This window comes from Streptomyces sp. MB09-02B (assembly GCF_033794485.1).
Classification (GTDB): domain Bacteria; phylum Actinomycetota; class Actinomycetes; order Streptomycetales; family Streptomycetaceae; genus Streptomyces.
Window position 1 is genome coordinate 19071 of the sequence record NZ_JARGEE010000030.1, and the last position, 18404, is coordinate 37474.

The window sequence follows — 18404 nt, forward strand, 5'->3', positions numbered from 1 at the left end:
CTCAGGACTCCTGGGTGAGGGAGACGAGCACGTCGTCCCCTTCGATCTTTACGGGGTATACGGGGACGGGGCGCGTCGCGGGTAGGCCGGACGGCTTGCCGGTTCTGAGGTCGAACGCGGAGCCGTGCAGCCAGCACTCGATCTGACAGTCCTCCACCTCGCCCTCGGAGAGCGAGACGTTCGCGTGGGAGCAGATGTCGTGGATGGCGAACACCTCCCCCTCGGTCTGCACGACCGAGACCGGCGTGCCGTCGAGTTCCACCCGCTTCGGGGTGTCCTCCTCCAGCTCGCTCAGCCCGCAGGCGCGTACGTAGGTGGTCATCGACCCGATCCAGACACGGTCTCCAGCTCTTCGTCGATCTTCACGAGGAGGCGTTCCTCGATGTCGTCGATGCCGATCTGCTGGACCAGCTCGGCGAAGAAGCCGCGGACCACGAGGCGGCGGGCCTCTTCGGCCGGGATGCCGCGGGCCATCAGGTAGAAGAGCTGCTCGTCGTCGAAGCGGCCGGTCGCCGAGGCGTGGCCGGCGCCGACGATCTCGCCGGTCTCGATCTCCAGGTTCGGCACGGAGTCGACCCGGGCGCCGTCCGTGAGGACCAGGTTCCGGTTCATCTCGTAGGTGTCGGTGCCCTCGGCCTTGGCCTCGATCAGCACGTCGCCGATCCAGACGGCGTGGGCGCCGTCGCCCTGGAGCGCGCCCTTGTAGACCACGTTCGACTTGCAGTGCGGGGTGTTGTGGTCGACCAGGAGGCGGTGCTCCTGGTGCTGCCCCTTGTCGGTGAAGTAGAGCCCGAACAGCTCGGCCTCGCCGCCGGTCCCGGCGTAGGCGACGCGGGGGTGGAGGCGGACGACGTCGCCGCCGAAGGTGACGACGACGGACTTGAAGGACGCGTCCCGGCCGACCAGGGCGTTGTGCTGGGCCACGTGGACGGCCTTGTCGTCCCAGTCCTGGACGGAGACGACGGTCAGCTTGGCGCCGTCGCCCAGGACGTAGTCGACGTTGGCGGCGAGCACCGCGTCACCGGTGTGGTCGATGACGACGACGGCCTCGGCGAAGGCACCCAGCTCGATCACCTGGTGGGCGTAGGCGGTGCCGCCCTCGCCGTGCACGGCGATCCGGATCGGCTCGGCGAGGACCGTCTCCTTGGGGACGGTGATGACGCCGGCCTTCTCGAACGCCGAGTAGGCCTGGGCGGCGACGCGGTCCACCGGGGTGCCGGCCTTGCCGAGGCGGGCGTCGTCGCGGCCGACGGCCTCGACGGTGACGCCCTCGGGGGCCTGGACGTCGACCTTCAGTCCGTCGCCGGTGGCGACGGCGGTGCCGTCGTGCAGCCCGCGCAGGCGCTCCAGCGGGGTGAACCGCCACTCCTCCTCGCGGCCGTGCGGCACGGGGAAGTCCGCCACGTCGAAGGACGGGGGCGCGCTCATGCGCGTGGCGACGGTCGACTCGGCGGCCACCGCGATCGAGCCGGCGGTGGTGGAGCCCACCGGAATGTTCTGAGCCTCAGCCATGGCTGTCGGTCTGCTCTCTTCCTACGTTTACGATCTTCGGCCCGCCCCGGAGAGGCGGGCCGCCTGCTGCTGGACCGGAGGGCGGTGCTTAGCCGACCGCGCCTTCCATCTGCAGCTCGATCAGCCGGTTGAGCTCCAGCGCGTACTCCATCGGCAGCTCCTTGGCGATCGGCTCGACGAAGCCGCGCACGATCATCGCCATCGCCTCGAACTCGCTGAGGCCGCGGCTCATCAGGTAGAAGAGCTGGTCCTCGGAGACCTTGGAGACGGTCGCCTCGTGTCCCATGGAGACGTCGTCCTCACGGACGTCGACGTACGGGTAGGTGTCGGAGCGGGAGATGGTGTCGACGAGCAGCGCGTCACACAGGACGTTCGACTTCGAGCCCGGGGCGCCCTCGCCGATCTCGATCAGGCCGCGGTAGGAGGTGCGGCCACCGCCGCGCGCCACCGACTTCGACACGATGTTCGAGGAGGTGTTCGGGGCCATGTGGACCATCTTGGCGCCGGCGTCCTGGTGCTGCCCCTCGCCCGCGAACGCGATGGAGAGGGTCTCGCCCTTGGCGTGCTCGCCCATCAGGTAGACGGCCGGGTACTTCATCGTCACCTTGGAGCCGATGTTGCCGTCGACCCACTCCATGGTCGCGCCCTCGTACGCCACGGCGCGCTTGGTGACCAGGTTGTAGACGTTGTTCGACCAGTTCTGGATGGTCGTGTAGCGGCAGCGGGCGCCCTTCTTGACGATGATCTCGACGACCGCGGAGTGCAGGGAGTCCGACTTGTAGATCGGGGCCGTGCAACCCTCGACGTAGTGGACGTAGGCGTCCTCGTCGACGATGATCAGCGTCCGCTCGAACTGGCCCATGTTCTCCGTGTTGATACGGAAGTAGGCCTGGAGCGGGATCTCCACGTGCACGCCCTTCGGCACGTAGATGAAGGAACCGCCGGACCACACCGCGGTGTTCAGCGACGCGAACTTGTTGTCGCCGACCGGGATGACGGTGCCGAAGTACTCCTTGAAGAGCTCGGGGTGCTCCTTCAGGGCGGTGTCGGTGTCGAGGAAGATGACGCCCTGCTCCTCCAGGTCCTCGCGGATCTGGTGGTAGACGACCTCGGACTCGTACTGGGCGGCGACACCGGCGACGAGGCGCTGCTTCTCCGCCTCGGGGATGCCGAGCTTGTCGTAGGTGTTCTTGATGTCCTCGGGCAGGTCCTCCCAGGACTCCGCCTGCTTCTCCGTGGAGCGCACGAAGTACTTGATGTTGTCGAAGTCGATGCCGGAGAGGTCCGAGCCCCAGTTCGGCATGGGCTTCTTCTCGAACAGGCGCAGGCCCTTGAGGCGGAGCTTGGTCATCCACTCCGGCTCGTTCTTCTTGGCGGAGATGTCGCGGACGACGTCCTCGTTGATGCCACGCTTGGCAGAGGCGCCGGCCTCGTCGGAGTCCGCCCAGCCGTATTCGTACTTACCCAGGCCCTCGAGCTCGGGGTGGGCTGTCTCCTCGATGGGGAGAGTCATGCGGGGTTCCTCCCGGCCGTGCTTGCGGATGCGTTGGTGGCTGTCTTGGAAACTCTGGGGATGAACGTCGTGCAGACGCCGTCGCCGTGGGCGATGGTGGCCAGCCGCTGGACGTGTGTACCGAGCAGTTCGGCGAAGAGCTCGGTCTCGGCCTCGCAGAGCTGCGGGAACTGCTCGGCCACATGGGCCACCGGGCAGTGGTGCTGGCAGAGCTGCTCACCCTGGTGGGGGTGAGGGGCACTGCGTGCCGTAGCAGCGTACCCGTCGGCACTCAAGGCCTTGGCCAGGGCTTCGGTCTTCTCGTCGGGGTCCGCGGCCTCGACCGCCTTGCGGTAGGCCCCGGCCTGGGCGGCGACCCGGGCGCGAGCGAAGGCGGCGACCGCCTGCTCCCCGCCCTCCTGGTCGGCGATCCAGCGGAGCGCGTCGGCGGCGAGCTTGTCGTACGACTGGTCGAAGGCGTCCCGTCCGCAGTCCGTCAGGGCGAACACCTTGGCCGGGCGCCCGCGCGTGCGCGTGCCGTAGACGCGCTGCTCGCGGGGCTGTACGACGTCGTCGGAGACCAGTGCGTCGAGGTGGCGGCGGACGGCCGCCTGCGTCAGTCCCAGACGCCCGGCGAGGTCGGCCACGGTGGACGGGCCGTGGGACAGGATGGACCGCGCGACCCGGTTGCGGGTGGACCGCTCACCGGTCGCGAGTTCCTCCTGCGGAGCCTCGCCGACGTTTTTCACAACGCCATTGTTGCGTAATTCCTCAGAGCTGGGCAAGCCGCGTCCGCCCGTGCGGGCGGTGCCGTGCATCACTTAGGCAAACCTAAGCTGACCTGGGGAAACGATCACCGATCGATCAAACCGGTGGCGCCGTGAAGGCGGCTCGGGAAGACTGCCACACCATGTCGACGACCCCTCCCACCGGCCCACTTGTCACCCGCGCCGGCTTGGCGGCGGACCTGCGCGCCGCCGGTGTCGAGCCCGGCGAGACCCTCCTCGTGCACTCCTCGCTCAGCTCGCTCGGCTGGGTCTGCGGAGGTGCCGTGACAGTCGTGCGCGCGCTGCTCGACGCACTCGGCCCGGACGGCACCCTGGTCGTCCCCAGCCAGTCCGGCGACCTGTCGGACCCCGCGCTCTGGGGGAACCCGCCCGTGCCCGAGGAGTGGTGGGAGACCATCCGGACGACCATGCCCGGCTACGACCCGGCGACCACCCCCACCCGCGGGGTCGGGGTGATCCCCGAGACGGTACGGACCTGGCCGGGCGCCCTGCGCAGCGCGCACCCGCAGACATCCTTCGCGGCGATCGGCCCGGGCGCGCCGGCGATCCTCGCGGACCACGCCCCCGACTGCCGCCTGGGCGAGCGCAGCCCTCTGGCGCGGCTGGAGGCGGCCGGCGCCCGGGTCCTGCTGCTCGGCGCGGGCTACGACACCTGCACCAGCTTCCACCTGGCCGAGTACCGGATCCCCGCGCCCCGGGTCGAGGTCGGCCGACCGGGCCCGGACGGCTGGGAGGTGGTGACCGAGGTGTCCATCGACTCGGACCGCTTCGACGAACTCGGGTACGACTTCGAACGCGACCACGGCATCCGCCGGACCAGGGTGGGCGGGGCGGACGTACGTCTGTTCCCGGTGGCGGACGCGGTGGCGTACGCCGAGCGCTGGCTCCCCGTGCACCGTCCCCGTGAGGAGGAGATCTCCGGACCCGCCCGCCTCGGCACCCGGCCCCGTCCCTAGACTCGGGCCCATGCGAAGTGACCCCGTGGTCCAGGTCCGGTCCCTGGTGAAGCGGTACGGCGACAAAACCGCGGTGGACGGCCTGGACCTGGTGGCCGGGGTGGGCGTGACCGCTGTGCTCGGCCCGAACGGCGCGGGCAAGACGACCACGATCGAGGCCTGCGAGGGCTACCGGAAGCCGGACTCCGGATCCGTGTCCGTCCTCGGCCTCGACCCGGTCCGCGAGGCCGCCGCGCTGCGCCCCCGGATCGGCGTGATGCTCCAGTCCGGCGGCGTCTACTCCGGCGCCCGCGCCGAGGAGATGCTCCGGCACGTCGCGAAGCTGCACGCCCACCCCCTCGACGTGGACGCCCTGATCGAGCGCCTGGGCCTCGGCGGCTGCGGCCGTACGACGTACCGGCGGCTCTCCGGCGGTCAGCAGCAGCGGCTCGCCCTCGCGATGGCCGTCGTCGGCCGGCCCGAGCTGGTCTTCCTCGACGAGCCGACCGCCGGTCTCGACCCGCAGGCCCGCCGGGCCACCTGGGAGCTGGTGCGGGACCTGCGCGCGGACGGGGTCTCGGTCATCCTCACCACGCACTACATGGACGAGGCCGAACAGCTCGCGGACGACGTCGCGATCATCGACGGCGGCCGGGTCATGGCCCAGGGCTCGCCCGAGGAGCTGTGCCGGGGTGGCGCCGAGAACACCCTGCGCTTCACCGGCCGCCCGGCCCTCGACGTCGGCTCCCTGCTGAAGGCGCTCCCGGCGGACTCCACCGCCGTCGAACTGACGCCCGGTGTCTACCGGGTGACCGGCAAGATCGATCCGCAGCTCCTCGCGACCGTCACGTCCTGGTGCGCCCAGCACGGGGTGATGCCGGACCGCATCTCGGTGGAACGGCACACCCTCGAAGACGTCTTCCTGGAGCTCACGGGCAAGGAGCTGCGTTCATGAGCGCGCGTACGGGCACGGGCTCCTACACACCGATGCCGGGGGCAGCCCCGCTGACCCGCATGATCGCGGCGCAGGCGGCCCTGGAGACGAGGATGCTGCTGCGCAACGGCGAACAGCTGCTCCTGACGGTCGTCATCCCGACCCTGCTGCTGGTGCTGTTCGGCTCGGTGGACATCGTCGACACCGGTGAGGGCGAGGCGGTCGACTTCCTGGCGCCCGGCGTCCTGGCGCTGGCCGTGATGTCGACGGCGTTCACCGGGCAGGCCATCGCCACCGGTTTCGAGCGCCGCTACGGCGTGCTGAAGCGGCTGGCGGTCTCCCCGCTCCCCCGCTGGGGCCTGATGACGGCGAAGACCCTGTCCGTGCTGGTCACGGAGGTCCTCCAGGTCGTCCTGCTCACGGTGATCGCCTTCGCGATGGGCTGGGACCCGCACGGGAACCCCTTCGCCGTGCTGCTCCTGCTGGTCCTCGGCACGGCCGCATTCTCGGGCCTCGGTCTGCTGATGGCGGGCACGCTGAAGGCGGAGGCGACGCTGGCGGCGGCGAACCTCGTCTTCCTGCTGCTGCTGGTGGGCGGTGGCGTCGTCGTCCCGCTGGAGAAGTTCCCGGACGCGGCGCAGAGCGTGCTCGGGCTGCTGCCGATCGCGGCCCTGTCGGACGGGCTGCGGGACGTCCTCCAGCACGGCGCCGGGGTGCCGTGGGGCGACCTCGGGATCCTCGCCGGGTGGGCGGTGCTCGGGCTGGGCGCGGCGGCGCGCTTCTTCCGCTGGGAGTAGCCGCAGGTCAAGGCCCTGACCCACCCCTCGTGAATACGTGCACAAGCGGCGGCCTACGATGGGACGCGTGCCGAAAGTGACCCGTGACGACCTCGTCTCCGCCGCGCGCAACCCGCTCGCCTTCATCGCCGACCGCTGGACGCCGGACCCCAGAACGGTCCGGCGCGCGGCCCTCGCCGCCCTCGTGATGGCGGTGGTCATCGTGGTGACCGGCGGTGCCGTGCGGCTCACCGGGTCGGGCCTCGGCTGCCCGACCTGGCCCAAGTGCACCGACGACTCGCTCACCGCGACCCGTGCGATGGGCGTGCACGGCTACATCGAGTTCGGCAACCGCCTGCTGACGTACGTGCTGTGCGCGGCGGTCGGCTGGGCGATCGTCGCCGCCCGTTCCCAGAAGCCGTATCGGCGCTCTCTCACCCAGCTGGGCTGGGCCCAGTTCTGGGTCGTCATGGGCAACGCGGTGCTCGGCGGCATCGTCGTGCTGGTCGGCCTCAACCCGTACACGGTGGCCGCGCACTTCATGCTCTCGACCGCGCTGATCGCCGTGGCCGTCGTGATGTGGCACCGCACCGGCGAAAGCGACACAGCCCCGCGTCCGTTGGTCGGCCAGGCGGTGCGGCAGCTGGTGTGGGTCCTCGTGGGCGTGACGGTGCTGCTGATCGCGGTGGGCACGGTCGTCACCGGTGCGGGACCGCACGCCGGTGATTCGAGCAAGGTCGAGCGCATCCCGCTGGACTGGGAGAACGTCACCAAGCTGCATGCCGTGCTGGCCTGGATCGTGGTGACGCTGACCTTCGCGCTGTGGTTCGTCCTCAAGGCGGTCGACGCCCCCGCCGGTCCGCTGCGCCGCACCCGCGACCTGTTCCTGATCCTCCTCGCGCAGGGCCTCCTCGGCTATGTGCAGTACTTCACCGACCTCCCCGAGGTCTTGGTCGGCGCCCATATGTTCGGCTCCTGCCTGGTGTGGATCGCGACCCTGCGGGTGCTGCTGTCGCTGCGGGAGCGGCCGGTGGACGAGGTCGACGTGCCCGCTACGGCGGCCGAGGCGCCGGTCGCGGCGCGCGGCTGAGTCGCCGTACGTCGGGGCCGAGTCAGCCGTACGTCGCCACGAGGTCGTCGATCGCGGGGCCGAGGAACAGCCGGGTCAGCTCGGCCCGGTACGGCACCTCCTCGGTCTGTTCGCCGTATCGGCGCCGTCGGACGTCCTCGACCACCTCGGCGGGGGCGCCCAGCGTGGGCAGCAGGTCCAGGGCCTCGCGCTTGGAGATGAGGCGGCCGTCGCGCAGCGTGGCGGTGGCGCGGGCGAAGGTGAGCAGCCCGAGGTCGACCCAGACGTCCCGCTCCCAGAAATGGGCCCTGTCCACCGCCGGGCGCCAGAACTCCTTCTGGTCGCGGACGACGAAGGCGTCCAGCTCGATGTCGGAGACGGGCGGCACCAGGGCCTTCGGCGCCTCGCCGTGCAGGACGAGGCCGAAGGTGTGCAGCTCGCGCCGGGTGACCGGGGTGACCGTCCGCCGGAACAGGTGCTCGTGCGCCCAGGTGAGGTGTCTGCGCTCGGCGTCGTCCGCCGTGGCCGGCGTCAGATAGGTGCAGTGCAGCAGGGCGGCGAGGCGGTCGTGGCGCAGCCGGGCGTGCAGCCGTCCGACCCGCCAGGCGGTGCGGGCGGTGACCGGGCCGTCCAGGACCGCGATCAGGTCCAGGTCGCTGCGGCCCTCCCGGTAGTCGCCGCTGCCCAGTGAACCGTGGGCCCACACGGCGAGCGGGGTGAGTTCCCCCAGCTCGTCGAGGAAGCGTGCGAGCAGGGCCGCGGTGGCGGCGGCCGTGTCGGGTAAGGGGGCGGTCGCGTTGCGGCGCGTCATGCGCTCAGTCTCTCCGTCTCAGTCCAGCCCGTACACCCGTCGTGCGTTGCCGCCCGCGATCAGCCCGGCCACGCGCTGGGCGTCCGTCAGTGACCAGGCGCCCTCCGCCACCCATGTCCCGAGCACCCGTGCGAGTGCCTCGCGGAACAGCCGGGCCCCGACCACGTGCAGCTCGGGCAGGCCGTGGGCGCCGCTGGAGAAGAGAAGCTTTCCGAAGGGGGCGAGTTCCAGGACCTCGGCGAGTACGGCGGTGGCCCGCGCGCCGGTGCGGACCAGTTCGGCGCCCAGGTCGGTGTGGACGTGCGGGAAGACGGCGGCGAGGTGGGCGGCGTTGCGGTGGTACGGGTAGCCGTGCAGCAGGATCAGGTCGGTGCCGAGGCCCGCCGTGGCGCGGGCGAAGTCGGTCAGCAGGACCGGGTCGGTGGCGTCGATCCGCAGGCCCGGTTCGCCGAGGCCCGCGTGGAGCTGCAGGGGACGGCCCGAGGCGACGGCGATCCACAGCAGGTGGCGCAGGAGGACCGGGTCGGTGAGCGCCCCGCCGACCGGCCGGTGGGCGAGCCAGCGTCCCGCCGCCCCGCGCACCTCCCCCGGGCCGGGCGGCTCGGGCGCGAACGTCAGGCCATGGCGCACACCCGCGACCGAGGCGAAGGCGACGGCGTTCGCGGCGGCCGCGTGCACCGACTCGGCGAGATTGGCCAGGAACGACTCGACGGTGCCGGAGGTGTCGGCGACCTGTTCGGCGAGGAGTTCGAGACGGACGATCTCGTGCGCGTCCGCGTCTCCGGTGGAGGCCATCTCACGCGGGCCGGTGAGGTCGCCCGGCAGGCCCGTGTCGACGAGATAGGTGGTGACACCGCTGCCGCGCAGGAGTCTGCGGCCGGCTTCCAGGACGCCCAGTTCGCGGCGCCGGGCGAGATAGCGGGCCGGCGGGCAGTGCGGCTCCAGACCCAGCAGGGGCGGGCACCAGCGGCGCACGGCGAAGCCCGTCTGGGTGTCGAAGAAGGTGGTGCCGGGGGCCGGTGGGCCCTCGCTGCGGGCGAGGTGGGCCTCGAAGGTGCCGAGGCCCAGCTCCGTGCGCAGTACGCCATGGCAGTACTGGTCCACGAGGGACGGCGTGTCGATCATCGGGCTCCCCGGGGCTGGACCTGTGAACTCCCACAGGTCCTAACGGGTGAGCCGGGCTCAGGTGTTGCTGTTGCTGGGGCCGCCGACCTGGATTCCGGCCATCCGCGACCACTCGTACGGGCCGGTCCGCACCTTGGCGGCGAACTCGCCGTCGAAGTCCTCGTGGACGGTGACGCCGGACTTGGCGACGGCCGCCTCGGCGATCGCGTACGTCGGGGCCACGAGGTCGCCCCAGCCGCCGTCCTCGCCGACGAGGACGATGCGTGCGCCGAGCTGGCCGATGTAGGCGACCTGGGCCTCGGCGCCTCCGTGGGCCTTGGCGAAGGCGCCGATCTGCTGCGCGAGCTTGGCCGCCTTACGGTCCGCCTTCGCGGCGGCCTTGGCGTCCTTGGCCTCGTCTGCCTGCTTGGTGTCTGCCATGGTCAGGATGCTACCGAGGGGTAGGGCGGGCGGCGATGGTGGGGTGAGTGGGCTTTGCCACTCGCCGTTGTGGATCGCGGTGAGTGGGCGCGTTCAGATGCGTCGTGGTTGCCCGCGCCCACGCGGCGGAGCCGCACATCGATGCAGCCCCGCGCCCCTTCGGGCGCGGCCTCAGCGCAGGAAGGGGTCCACCGCCACCGCCACGAAGAGCAGGGACACGTAGGTGATCGACCAGTGGAACAGGCGCATTTCCTTGAGCTTGGCGCCGGTCGTGCCGTTCTTCGCGCGGTTCTGGAGGGCGTGGGCCTCCCAGAGCCACCAGCCGCCCGTGACCAGGGCGACCGTCGTGTAGAACCAGCCGGTGTAGCCGAGAGGGGTCAGCATCAAAGAGACCGCGACCATGACCCAGCTGTAGAGGACGATCTGCCGGGCGACCACCTTGTTGGAGGCGACCACCGGGAGCATCGGCACGCCGACGCGGGCGTAGTCGTCCTTCACCTTCATGGACAGGGGCCAGTAGTGCGGCGGGGTCCAGAAGAAGATGACGAGGAAGAGGATGACCGCGGCCCACGACATCGAGTTCGTCACCGCGGACCAGCCGATGAGGACCGGCATGCAGCCGGCGATGCCGCCCCAGACGATGTTCTGCGACGTACGCCGTTTGAGGATCATCGTGTAGACGACGACGTAGAAGAGGAGCGCCCCGAGCGACAGCCAGGCGGACAGCCAGTTGACGAGGACGCCGAACCAGAGGGTGGAGACGACCGCGAGAGTGATGCCGAAGACCAGGCCCTCACGCGGGGTGACCATGCCGGTGACCAGCGGACGCTGGGAGGTGCGCTCCATGAGGGCGTCGATGTCGCGGTCGATGTACATGTTGAGCGCGTTGGCGCCGCCCGCCGAGAGGTAGCCGCCGACACAGGTGGCGAGCACCAGCCACAGGTCCGGGACGCCCTGCTCCGCCAGGAACATCACCGGAACGGTGGTGATCAGCAGCAGTTCGATGATCCGCGGCTTCGTCAGCGCCACGAACGCCTTGACTCGGGCCCCGATCGGCCGCTGACCCCGGCTGCTGCTCGTGCTGCTCGCGCCAAGCACGCCCGGTGGACGGGATTCGACGGCCGTCACGCACACCCCTGACAGAGACTCCTCAGCAAGCCTCCGGATGTGAACTCCCCGTGACGGCTCGCGCGTACCACGCCACTGTAGACGTTGCCCAGAGCCGGTCTTTCAAGGGGGTGGGGTCGTGTTGGGAGGCGCCCGCGGAGGAGCCGGACACGCTTCGGTTGAGCAGTCGGATGAGCGGCTCCGTATTCAGATGTCGAACAACGGAACCCCCAGGTCTCACCATGCGGAACACGGGTCGGGAGGCGGACCGGACCCAGTCCCGTCAGTCTGGAATGACTCGAAAAAATGCGCGTTCCCACGGGGGTAGGCTCGACAACGGCCGGTGCCGTGAAGAACACCGGCACGAGACATGTGGAGAGGAGCCCTGACCCAGGGTGAGCACCAAGCCGACCACTACAGACCTCGCGTGGACCGAATTGGACCAGCGGGCCGTCGACACCGCCCGGATCCTGGCCGCCGACGCCGTCCAGAAGGTCGGCAACGGCCATCCGGGCACGGCGATGAGCCTCGCGCCCGCCGCGTACACCCTCTTCCAGAAGGTGATGCGCCACGACCCCGCCGACCCCGACTGGGTGGGCCGTGACCGGTTCGTCCTGTCCGCCGGCCACTCCTCCCTGACCCTCTACATCCAGCTGTACCTGGGTGGCTTCGGCCTGGAGCTGGAGGACCTGGAGTCCTTCCGCACCTGGGGTTCGAAGACCCCGGGCCACCCCGAGTACGGGCACACCAAGGCCGTCGAGACGACGACCGGGCCGCTCGGCCAGGGTGTCGCCAACGCGGTGGGCATGGCGATGGCCGCCCGCTACGAGCGCGGTCTGTTCGACCCCGAGACCCCCCAGGGCGAGTCGCCGTTCGACCACCACGTCTTCGCCATCGCCGGTGACGGCTGCCTCCAGGAGGGCATCTCCGCCGAGGCGTCCTCGCTGGCCGGTCACCAGAAGCTCGGCAACCTGGTCCTGCTGTGGGACGACAACCACATCTCGATCGAGGGCGACACCGAGACGGCCGTCTCCGAGGACGTCACCAAGCGGTACGAGGCCTACGGCTGGCACGTGCAGCGCGTGGAGCCCAAGGAGAACGGCGACCTCGACCCGGTCGCGCTGTACGCGGCGATCGAGGCCGCGAAGGCGGTCACCGACAAGCCGTCGTTCATCGCGATGCGTTCGATCATCGCCTGGCCCGCCCCGAACGCGCAGAACACCGAGGCCGCGCACGGCTCGGCGCTCGGCGCGGACGAGGTCGCGGCCACCAAGCGCGTCCTCGGTTTCGACCCCGAGAAGAGCTTCGACGTCGCGGACGAGGTCATCGCGCACACGCGTTCCCTGGGCGAGCGCGGCCGTGAGGCGCGTTCGGCCTGGGAGAAGCAGCTCCAGGAGTGGCGCGACGGCAACGCCGAGCGCGCCGCCGAGTTCGACCGGATCAGCGCGGGCGAGCTGCCCGAGGGCTGGGAGTCGCACCTGCCGGAGTTCGAGACGGGCAAGGGCGTCGCGACGCGTGCCGCGTCCGGCAAGGTCCTCCAGGCGCTCGGCGCGGTGATCCCCGAGCTGTGGGGCGGCTCGGCCGACCTCGCCGGGTCGAACAACACCACGATCGACAAGACCAGTTCGTTCCTCCCGGCGGACAACCCGCTGCCGGAGGCAGATCCCTACGGCCGCACGATCCACTTCGGCATCCGCGAGCACTCCATGGCCGCAGAGATGAACGGCATCGCGCTGCACGGCAACACCCGTATCTACGGCGGCACGTTCCTCGTGTTCTCCGACTACATGCGCAACGCCGTGCGCCTGTCCGCGCTGATGCACCTGCCGGTGACGTACGTGTGGACGCACGACTCCATCGGCCTCGGTGAGGACGGCCCGACGCACCAGCCGGTCGAGCACCTCGCCTCGCTGCGCGCGATCCCGGGTCTGAACGTGGTCCGCCCGGCCGACGCCAACGAGACGGCGATCGCCTGGCGCGAGATCCTCCGGCGCTGGACCAAGGAGTTCGGCAAGGGCGCCCCGCACGGTCTGGCGCTGACCCGTCAGGGCGTGCCGACGTACGAGGCCAACGAGGATGCCGCCAAGGGCGGTTACGTGCTCTTCGAGGCGTCGAACGGCGCGCCGGAGGTCGTTCTCATCGCCACCGGCTCCGAGGTGCATGTGGCCGTCGAGGCCCGTGAGCGGCTGGAGGCCGACGGGGTGCCCACCCGCGTCGTGTCCATGCCGTCCGTGGAGTGGTTCGAGGAGCAGGACCAGGGGTACCGGGAGAGCGTTCTGCCGCCGTCCGTCAAGGCGCGTGTCGCGGTCGAGGCCGGCATCGGGCTGACCTGGCACCGGTACGTCGGTGACGCCGGTCGCATCGTTTCGCTGGAGCACTTCGGCGCTTCGGCCGACGGCAAGGTCCTCTTCCGCGAGTTCGGCTTCACTGCCGAGAACGTGGCCGCGGTCGCGCAGGAATCCCTCGCCGCCGTTCAGCGCTGACGCTTACACACGACACGTAGGAGATGTAATTCCATGACAGACGCACTCAAGCGCCTCTCCGAAGAAGGCGTGGCGATCTGGCTGGACGACCTGTCGCGCAAGCGCATCACGTCCGGCAACCTCGCCGAGCTGCTCGACCAGCAGCACGTCGTGGGCGTCACCACCAACCCGTCGATCTTCCAGAAGGCGATCAGCAGCGGTGACGGCTACGAGCAGCAGGTCTCCGACCTCGCCGCCCGCAAGGTCACCGTCGAAGAGGCCATCCGCATGATCACGACGGCGGACGTCCGCGACGCCGCCGACATCCTGCGCCCGGTCTTCGACGCGACCGGCGGCCAGGACGGCCGGGTCTCCATCGAGGTCGACCCGCGCCTGGCGCACAACACCAAGGCGACGGTCGCCGAGGCCAAGCAGCTGGCCTGGCTGGTGGACCGTCCGAACACCCTGATCAAGATCCCGGCGACGATGGGCGGCCTGCCGGCCATCACCGAGGTCATCGGCCTCGGTATCAGCGTCAACGTCACGCTGATCTTCTCGCTGGAGCGCTACCGCCAGGTGATGGACGCCTACCTGGCCGGTCTGGAGAAGGCCAAGGAGCGCGGCCTGGACCTGTCGAAGATCCACTCGGTGGCGTCGTTCTTCGTGTCCCGCGTGGACACCGAGATCGACAAGCGCATCGACGCGCTCGGCACGGACGAGGCCAAGGCCGCGCGCGGCAAGGCCGGTGTCGCCAACGCCCGTCTCGCCTACCAGGCGTACGAGGAGGTCTTCTCGGACGGTCGCTGGGCGGCGCTGGAGAGCGCGGGCGCCAACAAGCAGCGTCCGCTGTGGGCCTCGACCGGCGTCAAGGACCCGGCGTACAAGAGCACGCTGTACGTCGACGAGCTGGTCGCGCCCAACACGGTCAACACCATGCCGGAGGCCACGCTGGAGGCCACCGCGGCGAGCGGTGAGATCCGTGGCAACGCGATCGCCGGGACGTACGAGCAGTCGCGTGCCGAGCTGGACGCGGTGGAGAAGCTCGGGATCTCGTACGACGAGGTCGTGCAGCTGCTGGAGGACGAGGGCGTCGAGAAGTTCGAGGCGTCCTGGAACGACCTGCTCAAGTCGACCGAGGCGGAGCTGCAGCGCCTCGCACCCTCGGAGGGCTGAACACCTTGTCGAGCAGCAATCCGCTGCGTGACGCCGCGGACCGACGGCTCCCGCGTATCGCGGGGCCGTCGGGCCTGGTCATCTTCGGCGTCACAGGCGATTTGTCACGTAAAAAGCTGATGCCTGCCGTGTACGACCTCGCCAACCGCGGACTGCTGCCGCCGGGCTTCTCGCTCGTCGGCTTCGCGCGCCGGGAGTGGGCCAACGAGGACTTCGCGCAGGAGGTGCACGACGCGGTCAAGGAGCACGCGCGCACGCCCTTCCGCGAGGAGGTCTGGCAGCAGCTCATCCAGGGCATGCGGTTCGTCCAGGGCACCTTCGACGACGACGAGTCCTTCGAGCGGCTGCGCGACACCATCCAGGAGCTGGACAAGGCCCAGGGCACGGGCGGCAACTTCGCCTTCTACCTCTCCGTGCCGCCGTCCGCGTTCCCGGTCGTCATCCAGCAGCTGAAGAAGCACGGGCTCGCGGACCAGAGCAGCGGCTCGTGGCGGCGCGCGGTCATCGAGAAGCCGTTCGGCCACGACCTGGCCTCCGCCGAGGACCTCAACACGACCGTGGAGGAGGTCTTCGCCCCGGACCAGGTCTTCCGGATCGACCACTACCTGGGCAAGGAGACCGTCCAGAACATCCTGGCGCTCCGCTTCGCCAACACGATGTTCGAGCCGATCTGGAACCGGTCCTTCGTCGACCACGTGCAGATCACGATGGCCGAGGACATCGGCATCGGCGGCCGCGCCGGGTACTACGACGGCATCGGCGCGGCCCGTGACGTCATCCAGAACCACCTGCTGCAGCTGATGGCGCTGACCGCGATGGAGGAGCCCGCCTCCTTCGACGCGGACGCGCTCGCCGCCGAGAAGACCAAGGTGCTCGGCGCGGTGAAGCTGCCGAAGGACCTGGGCCGGGACACCGTGTTCGCGCAGTACGCGGCCGGCTGGCAGGGCGGCGAGAAGGTCATCGGCTACCTCGAAGAGGACGGCATCGACCGCAAGTCGAAGACCGACACCTACGCGGCCATCAAGGTGCAGGTCGACAACCGCCGTTGGGCGGGGGTCCCCTTCTATCTGCGCACCGGCAAGCGCCTCGGCCGCCGGGTCACCGAGATCGCGGTGGTCTTCCAGCGCGCCCCGCACTCCCCCTTCGACTCCACCGCCACCGAGGAGCTGGGCCAGAACGCGATCGTCATCCGGGTCCAGCCCGACGAGGGTGTCACGGTCCGCTTCGGTTCGAAGGTGCCGGGCACCTCGATGGAGATCAGGGACGTGTCGATGGACTTCGCGTACGGCGAGTCCTTCACGGAGTCCTCGCCCGAGGCGTACGAGCGCCTGATCCTCGACGTCCTCCTGGGCGACTCCAACCTCTTCCCGCGCACCGAGGAGGTCGAGCTGTCCTGGAAGATCCTCGACCCGATCGAGGAGTACTGGGACAAGCACGGCAGGCCCGCGCAGTACCAGGCGGGCACCTGGGGTCCCGTCGAGGCGGACGAGATGCTGGAGCGAGACGGACGGAGCTGGCGCCGGCCATGAAGACGGATCTCACGGACACCACGGCCAGCAAGATCAACAAGGCGCTGGTGAAAGCCCGCCGGGCGATAGGCACCCCGGCCGTCGGCATGGTGCTCACGCTGGTCATCGTGACGGACGAGGAGAACGCGTACGACGCGCTCAAGTCCGCCAACGACGCCTCCCGCGAGCACCCCTCGCGCACGATCGTGGTGATCAAGCGCGTCTCCCGCTCGCCGCGCGACCGTACGAAGTCCCGCCTCGACGCCGAGGTACGGGTGGGCGCGGACGCCGGCACCGGCGAGACGGTCGTGCTGCGGCTCTACGGCGAGGTCGCGGACCACGCCCAGTCGGTGGTGCTCCCGCTGCTGCTCCCCGACGCGCCGGTGGTCGTCTGGTGGCCGGTGAACGCGCCGCTCGACCCGGCCCGCGACCCGCTGGGCGCGCTCGCCCAGCGCCGGGTCACCGACAGCTACGCCGCCGAGAAGCCGATCGACGAACTGCGGGTCCGCGCGGAGAACTACGAGCCCGGCGACACGGATCTCGCCTGGACCCGGATCACCCCCTGGCGCTCCATGCTGGCCGCCGCGCTCGACCAGGTGGACTGCGAGGTCATCTCCGCGGAGGTGCAGGGCGAGCAGTACAACCCGAGCGTGGAACTGCTGGCCATGTGGCTGGCGGACCGGCTCCATGTGCACGTACGGCGCGGGGTGTCGGCCGGGCCCGGCCTCAACGAGGTGCGGATGCTGACCAGCACCGGCCCCATCCGGCTCTACCGGCCCAACGGCGGGCTGGCGCTGCTCACGCTGGAGGACCAGCCGGACCGGGCGGTGGCGTTGAAGCGCCGCGAGACGTCCGAGCTGCTGGCGGAGGAGCTGCGCCGGCTCGACCCCGACGACACGTACGCGTCGGCGCTGCGGTTCGGGGTGGACCGGTTGGGTGGCGGCGGGCTGAGTGGTGCGCAGGGCAGCGCGCTGACGGCGGCGACCGCGACGGGGTCCGGGTCCGAGGGCACCGGGGCCTCGGGAACCGGGGCCTCGGGCGCCGGATCGGTGGCCCCGGCCGGTGGGCCGGGGTATGCCTCGGCGTCCGTTCCGGGTGCCGTTTCCGGGTCCGGTCCCGGGCTGGGTGCGGCCGTCGCCTCGGCCGCGTCCGCGGCGAGGGCGGCCGCGGCGCTGCCGCCGGCCGCTTCGTCGTCCGCCCCTTCATCCGCCCCTTCGGGGACTTCGGGGACGGAGGAATCCACCGGGTCGGCCGGTGACGGTGACTCCGAGCGGCCCACTCCGGCGCAGATGCCGCCGGTGAAGAAGGCGGCCACGTCATGAGCACACCGCAGTTGGTCGTGCACCGCGACAAGGAGCTGATGGCGCGGGCCGCTGCGGCCAGGCTGATCACCAAGGTCGTGGACGCGCAGGCCTCGCGCGGCTACGCCTCGATCGTCCTCACGGGTGGCCGCAACGGCAACGGGCTGCTCGCCGCGCTGGCGGCGGCGCCCGCCCGGGACGCGATCGACTGGGGCCGGCTGGATCTGTGGTGGGGCGACGAGCGGTTCCTGCCCGAGGGCGACGCCGAGCGCAATGTCACCCAGGCCCGGGAGGCGCTGCTGGACTCGGTGCCGCTGGACCCCGAGCGGGTGCACGCCATGCCCGCTTCGGACGGGCCGTGGGGTGCCGATGTGGACGCGGCGGCAGCGGGGTACGCGGAGGAGTTGGCGCGGGCGGCGGGGCCGGAGAACCACGGTTCGGTGCCGACGTTCGACGTGCTGATGCTGGGCGTCGGGCCGGACACCCATGTGGCCTCGCTCTTCCCGGAGTTGCCCGCCGTGCGGGAGACCGAGCGGACGGTGGTGGGGGTGCGTGGGGCGCCGAAGCCGCCGCCGACGCGGGTCACGCTGACGCTGCCGGCGATTCGGGCGGCGCGTGAGGTGTGGTTGCTCGCGGCCGGGGAGGACAAGGCGGGGGCGGCGGCGATCGCGTTGTCCGGTGCCGGGGAGATCCAGGCGCCGGCGGCGGGGGCGGCCGGGAGGTCGCGGACCCTGTGGCTGCTGGACGCGGCGGCGGCGTCCCGCCTGCCACGCGCCCTGTACCCACCGGCGTCACCGTAAGGGGGTTTCCTCGCCCCCGCCGCCCCTACCCGTCCCATCCTGAAGGGGCTGCGCCCCTTCGACCCCCATCCGCGGGTCCGCTGGGGCTTCTCGCGCAGTTCCCCGCGCCCCTGTCAGGGGCGCGGGGAACTGCGCGAACGGGGTCCGGGGCGGAGCCCCGAGTCTTTGACGCGGGGGTCGAAGGGGCGCGC

Annotated in this window: 17 protein-coding genes; 9 read left to right on the forward strand and 8 right to left on the reverse strand. The window is 70.8% G+C overall.

Features of this window, described 5'->3' with window-relative positions; translation table 11 throughout:
• Position 1: 1 nt before the first annotated feature.
• The 4 genes from P1P70_RS07065 to P1P70_RS07080 all read right to left on the reverse strand — a co-directional run bounded on the left by P1P70_RS07065 (position 2) and on the right by P1P70_RS07080 (position 3753).
• A complete protein-coding gene (locus P1P70_RS07065; RefSeq protein WP_045560919.1) occupies positions 2–322 on the reverse strand; it encodes a non-heme iron oxygenase ferredoxin subunit in 321 nt (106 codons plus the stop codon).
• Positions 319–1512 carry a Fe-S cluster assembly protein SufD gene (gene sufD / locus P1P70_RS07070; protein WP_319235499.1) on the reverse strand — a complete coding sequence of 398 codons (1194 nt, stop codon included), beginning with the start codon at positions 1510–1512 and terminating at the stop codon, positions 319–321. The genes P1P70_RS07065 and sufD overlap by 4 nt, the downstream gene beginning before the upstream one ends.
• 88 nt (positions 1513–1600) lie before the next feature.
• Complete coding sequence (sufB, locus tag P1P70_RS07075; RefSeq protein WP_045560921.1) at positions 1601–3025, reverse strand: Fe-S cluster assembly protein SufB; 1425 nt, start codon at positions 3023–3025, stop codon at positions 1601–1603.
• Positions 3022–3753, reverse strand: coding sequence for a metalloregulator ArsR/SmtB family transcription factor (locus tag P1P70_RS07080; protein WP_319235501.1), 732 nt, complete (start codon positions 3751–3753; stop codon positions 3022–3024). The genes sufB and P1P70_RS07080 overlap by 4 nt, the downstream gene beginning before the upstream one ends.
• 161 nt (positions 3754–3914) lie before the next feature.
• Between P1P70_RS07080 and P1P70_RS07085 the strand changes: the two genes are divergently transcribed.
• The 4 genes from P1P70_RS07085 to P1P70_RS07100 are packed head-to-tail and all read left to right on the forward strand — an operon-like array spanning position 3915 to position 7527.
• Positions 3915–4748, forward strand: coding sequence for an AAC(3) family N-acetyltransferase (locus P1P70_RS07085; protein ID WP_319235503.1), 834 nt, complete (start codon positions 3915–3917; stop codon positions 4746–4748).
• A gap of 10 nt (positions 4749–4758) precedes the next feature.
• On the forward strand, positions 4759–5682 hold the full coding sequence (locus P1P70_RS07090) for an ABC transporter ATP-binding protein (protein ID WP_319235504.1): 924 nt from the start codon (positions 4759–4761) through the stop codon (positions 5680–5682).
• On the forward strand, positions 5679–6458 hold the full coding sequence (locus P1P70_RS07095; protein ID WP_319235505.1) for an ABC transporter permease: 780 nt from the start codon (positions 5679–5681) through the stop codon (positions 6456–6458). The genes P1P70_RS07090 and P1P70_RS07095 overlap by 4 nt, the downstream gene beginning before the upstream one ends.
• A 58-nt stretch (positions 6459–6516) precedes the next feature.
• Entirely contained in the window at positions 6517–7527 is a 1011-nt protein-coding gene (locus P1P70_RS07100; RefSeq protein ID WP_319235506.1) for a COX15/CtaA family protein, read from the forward strand.
• A gap of 22 nt (positions 7528–7549) precedes the next feature.
• On the opposite strand, the gene P1P70_RS07105 is transcribed toward P1P70_RS07100, so the two are convergent.
• The 4 genes from P1P70_RS07105 to P1P70_RS07120 all read right to left on the reverse strand — a co-directional run bounded on the left by P1P70_RS07105 (position 7550) and on the right by P1P70_RS07120 (position 10990).
• A complete protein-coding gene (locus P1P70_RS07105) occupies positions 7550–8317 on the reverse strand; it encodes a nucleotidyltransferase domain-containing protein (protein ID WP_319235508.1) in 768 nt (255 codons plus the stop codon).
• An 18-nt stretch (positions 8318–8335) separates the two neighbouring features.
• Entirely contained in the window at positions 8336–9442 is a 1107-nt protein-coding gene (locus P1P70_RS07110) for an amidohydrolase family protein (RefSeq protein ID WP_319235510.1), read from the reverse strand.
• A gap of 57 nt (positions 9443–9499) precedes the next feature.
• Positions 9500–9862, reverse strand: a complete 363-nt coding sequence (locus P1P70_RS07115) for a hypothetical protein (protein ID WP_319235512.1) — start codon at positions 9860–9862, stop codon at positions 9500–9502.
• A 171-nt stretch (positions 9863–10033) separates the two neighbouring features.
• Positions 10034–10990, reverse strand: coding sequence for a heme o synthase (locus P1P70_RS07120; RefSeq protein WP_319235513.1), 957 nt, complete (start codon positions 10988–10990; stop codon positions 10034–10036).
• Positions 10991–11364: 374 nt separating this feature from the next.
• Between P1P70_RS07120 and tkt the strand changes: the two genes are divergently transcribed.
• The 5 genes from tkt to pgl are packed head-to-tail and all read left to right on the forward strand — an operon-like array spanning position 11365 to position 18213.
• On the forward strand, positions 11365–13452 hold the full coding sequence (gene tkt, locus P1P70_RS07125) for a transketolase (RefSeq protein ID WP_319235515.1): 2088 nt from the start codon (positions 11365–11367) through the stop codon (positions 13450–13452).
• 33 nt (positions 13453–13485) lie between these two features.
• Positions 13486–14604, forward strand: coding sequence for a transaldolase (gene tal / locus P1P70_RS07130; RefSeq protein ID WP_319235517.1), 1119 nt, complete (start codon positions 13486–13488; stop codon positions 14602–14604).
• Entirely contained in the window at positions 14601–16133 is a 1533-nt protein-coding gene (gene zwf, locus P1P70_RS07135) for a glucose-6-phosphate dehydrogenase (RefSeq protein ID WP_413471432.1), read from the forward strand. The genes tal and zwf overlap by 4 nt, the downstream gene beginning before the upstream one ends.
• Complete coding sequence (opcA, locus tag P1P70_RS07140) at positions 16130–17434, forward strand: glucose-6-phosphate dehydrogenase assembly protein OpcA (RefSeq protein ID WP_319235520.1); 1305 nt, start codon at positions 16130–16132, stop codon at positions 17432–17434. The genes zwf and opcA overlap by 4 nt, the downstream gene beginning before the upstream one ends.
• Positions 17431–18213 (forward strand): 6-phosphogluconolactonase, encoded by a 783-nt coding sequence (gene pgl, locus P1P70_RS07145; RefSeq protein WP_319235522.1) that lies wholly within the window; start codon positions 17431–17433, stop codon positions 18211–18213. The genes opcA and pgl overlap by 4 nt, the downstream gene beginning before the upstream one ends.
• The last annotated feature ends 191 nt before the right edge of the window (positions 18214–18404 follow it).

What these genes read in the sequence shown, in the direction of transcription:
- P1P70_RS07115 (WP_319235512.1), bottom strand. Translation starts at nt 9,862, where the DNA reads ATGGCAGACACCAAGCAGGCAGACGAGGCCAAGGACGCCAAGGCCGCC.
- P1P70_RS07085 (WP_319235503.1), top strand. Translation starts at nt 3,915, where the DNA reads ATGTCGACGACCCCTCCCACCGGCCCACTTGTCACCCGCGCCGGCTTG.
- P1P70_RS07105 (WP_319235508.1), bottom strand. Translation starts at nt 8,317, where the DNA reads ATGACGCGCCGCAACGCGACCGCCCCCTTACCCGACACGGCCGCCGCC.
- sufD (WP_319235499.1), bottom strand. Translation starts at nt 1,512, where the DNA reads ATGGCTGAGGCTCAGAACATTCCGGTGGGCTCCACCACCGCCGGCTCG.
- P1P70_RS07090 (WP_319235504.1), top strand. Translation starts at nt 4,759, where the DNA reads ATGCGAAGTGACCCCGTGGTCCAGGTCCGGTCCCTGGTGAAGCGGTAC.
- sufB (WP_045560921.1), bottom strand. Translation starts at nt 3,025, where the DNA reads ATGACTCTCCCCATCGAGGAGACAGCCCACCCCGAGCTCGAGGGCCTG.
- tal (WP_319235517.1), top strand. Translation starts at nt 13,486, where the DNA reads ATGACAGACGCACTCAAGCGCCTCTCCGAAGAAGGCGTGGCGATCTGG.
- pgl (WP_319235522.1), top strand. Translation starts at nt 17,431, where the DNA reads ATGAGCACACCGCAGTTGGTCGTGCACCGCGACAAGGAGCTGATGGCG.
- P1P70_RS07110 (WP_319235510.1), bottom strand. Translation starts at nt 9,442, where the DNA reads ATGATCGACACGCCGTCCCTCGTGGACCAGTACTGCCATGGCGTACTG.
- P1P70_RS07095 (WP_319235505.1), top strand. Translation starts at nt 5,679, where the DNA reads ATGAGCGCGCGTACGGGCACGGGCTCCTACACACCGATGCCGGGGGCA.
- P1P70_RS07100 (WP_319235506.1), top strand. Translation starts at nt 6,517, where the DNA reads ATGGGACGCGTGCCGAAAGTGACCCGTGACGACCTCGTCTCCGCCGCG.
- P1P70_RS07065 (WP_045560919.1), bottom strand. Translation starts at nt 322, where the DNA reads ATGACCACCTACGTACGCGCCTGCGGGCTGAGCGAGCTGGAGGAGGAC.
- opcA (WP_319235520.1), top strand. Translation starts at nt 16,130, where the DNA reads ATGAAGACGGATCTCACGGACACCACGGCCAGCAAGATCAACAAGGCG.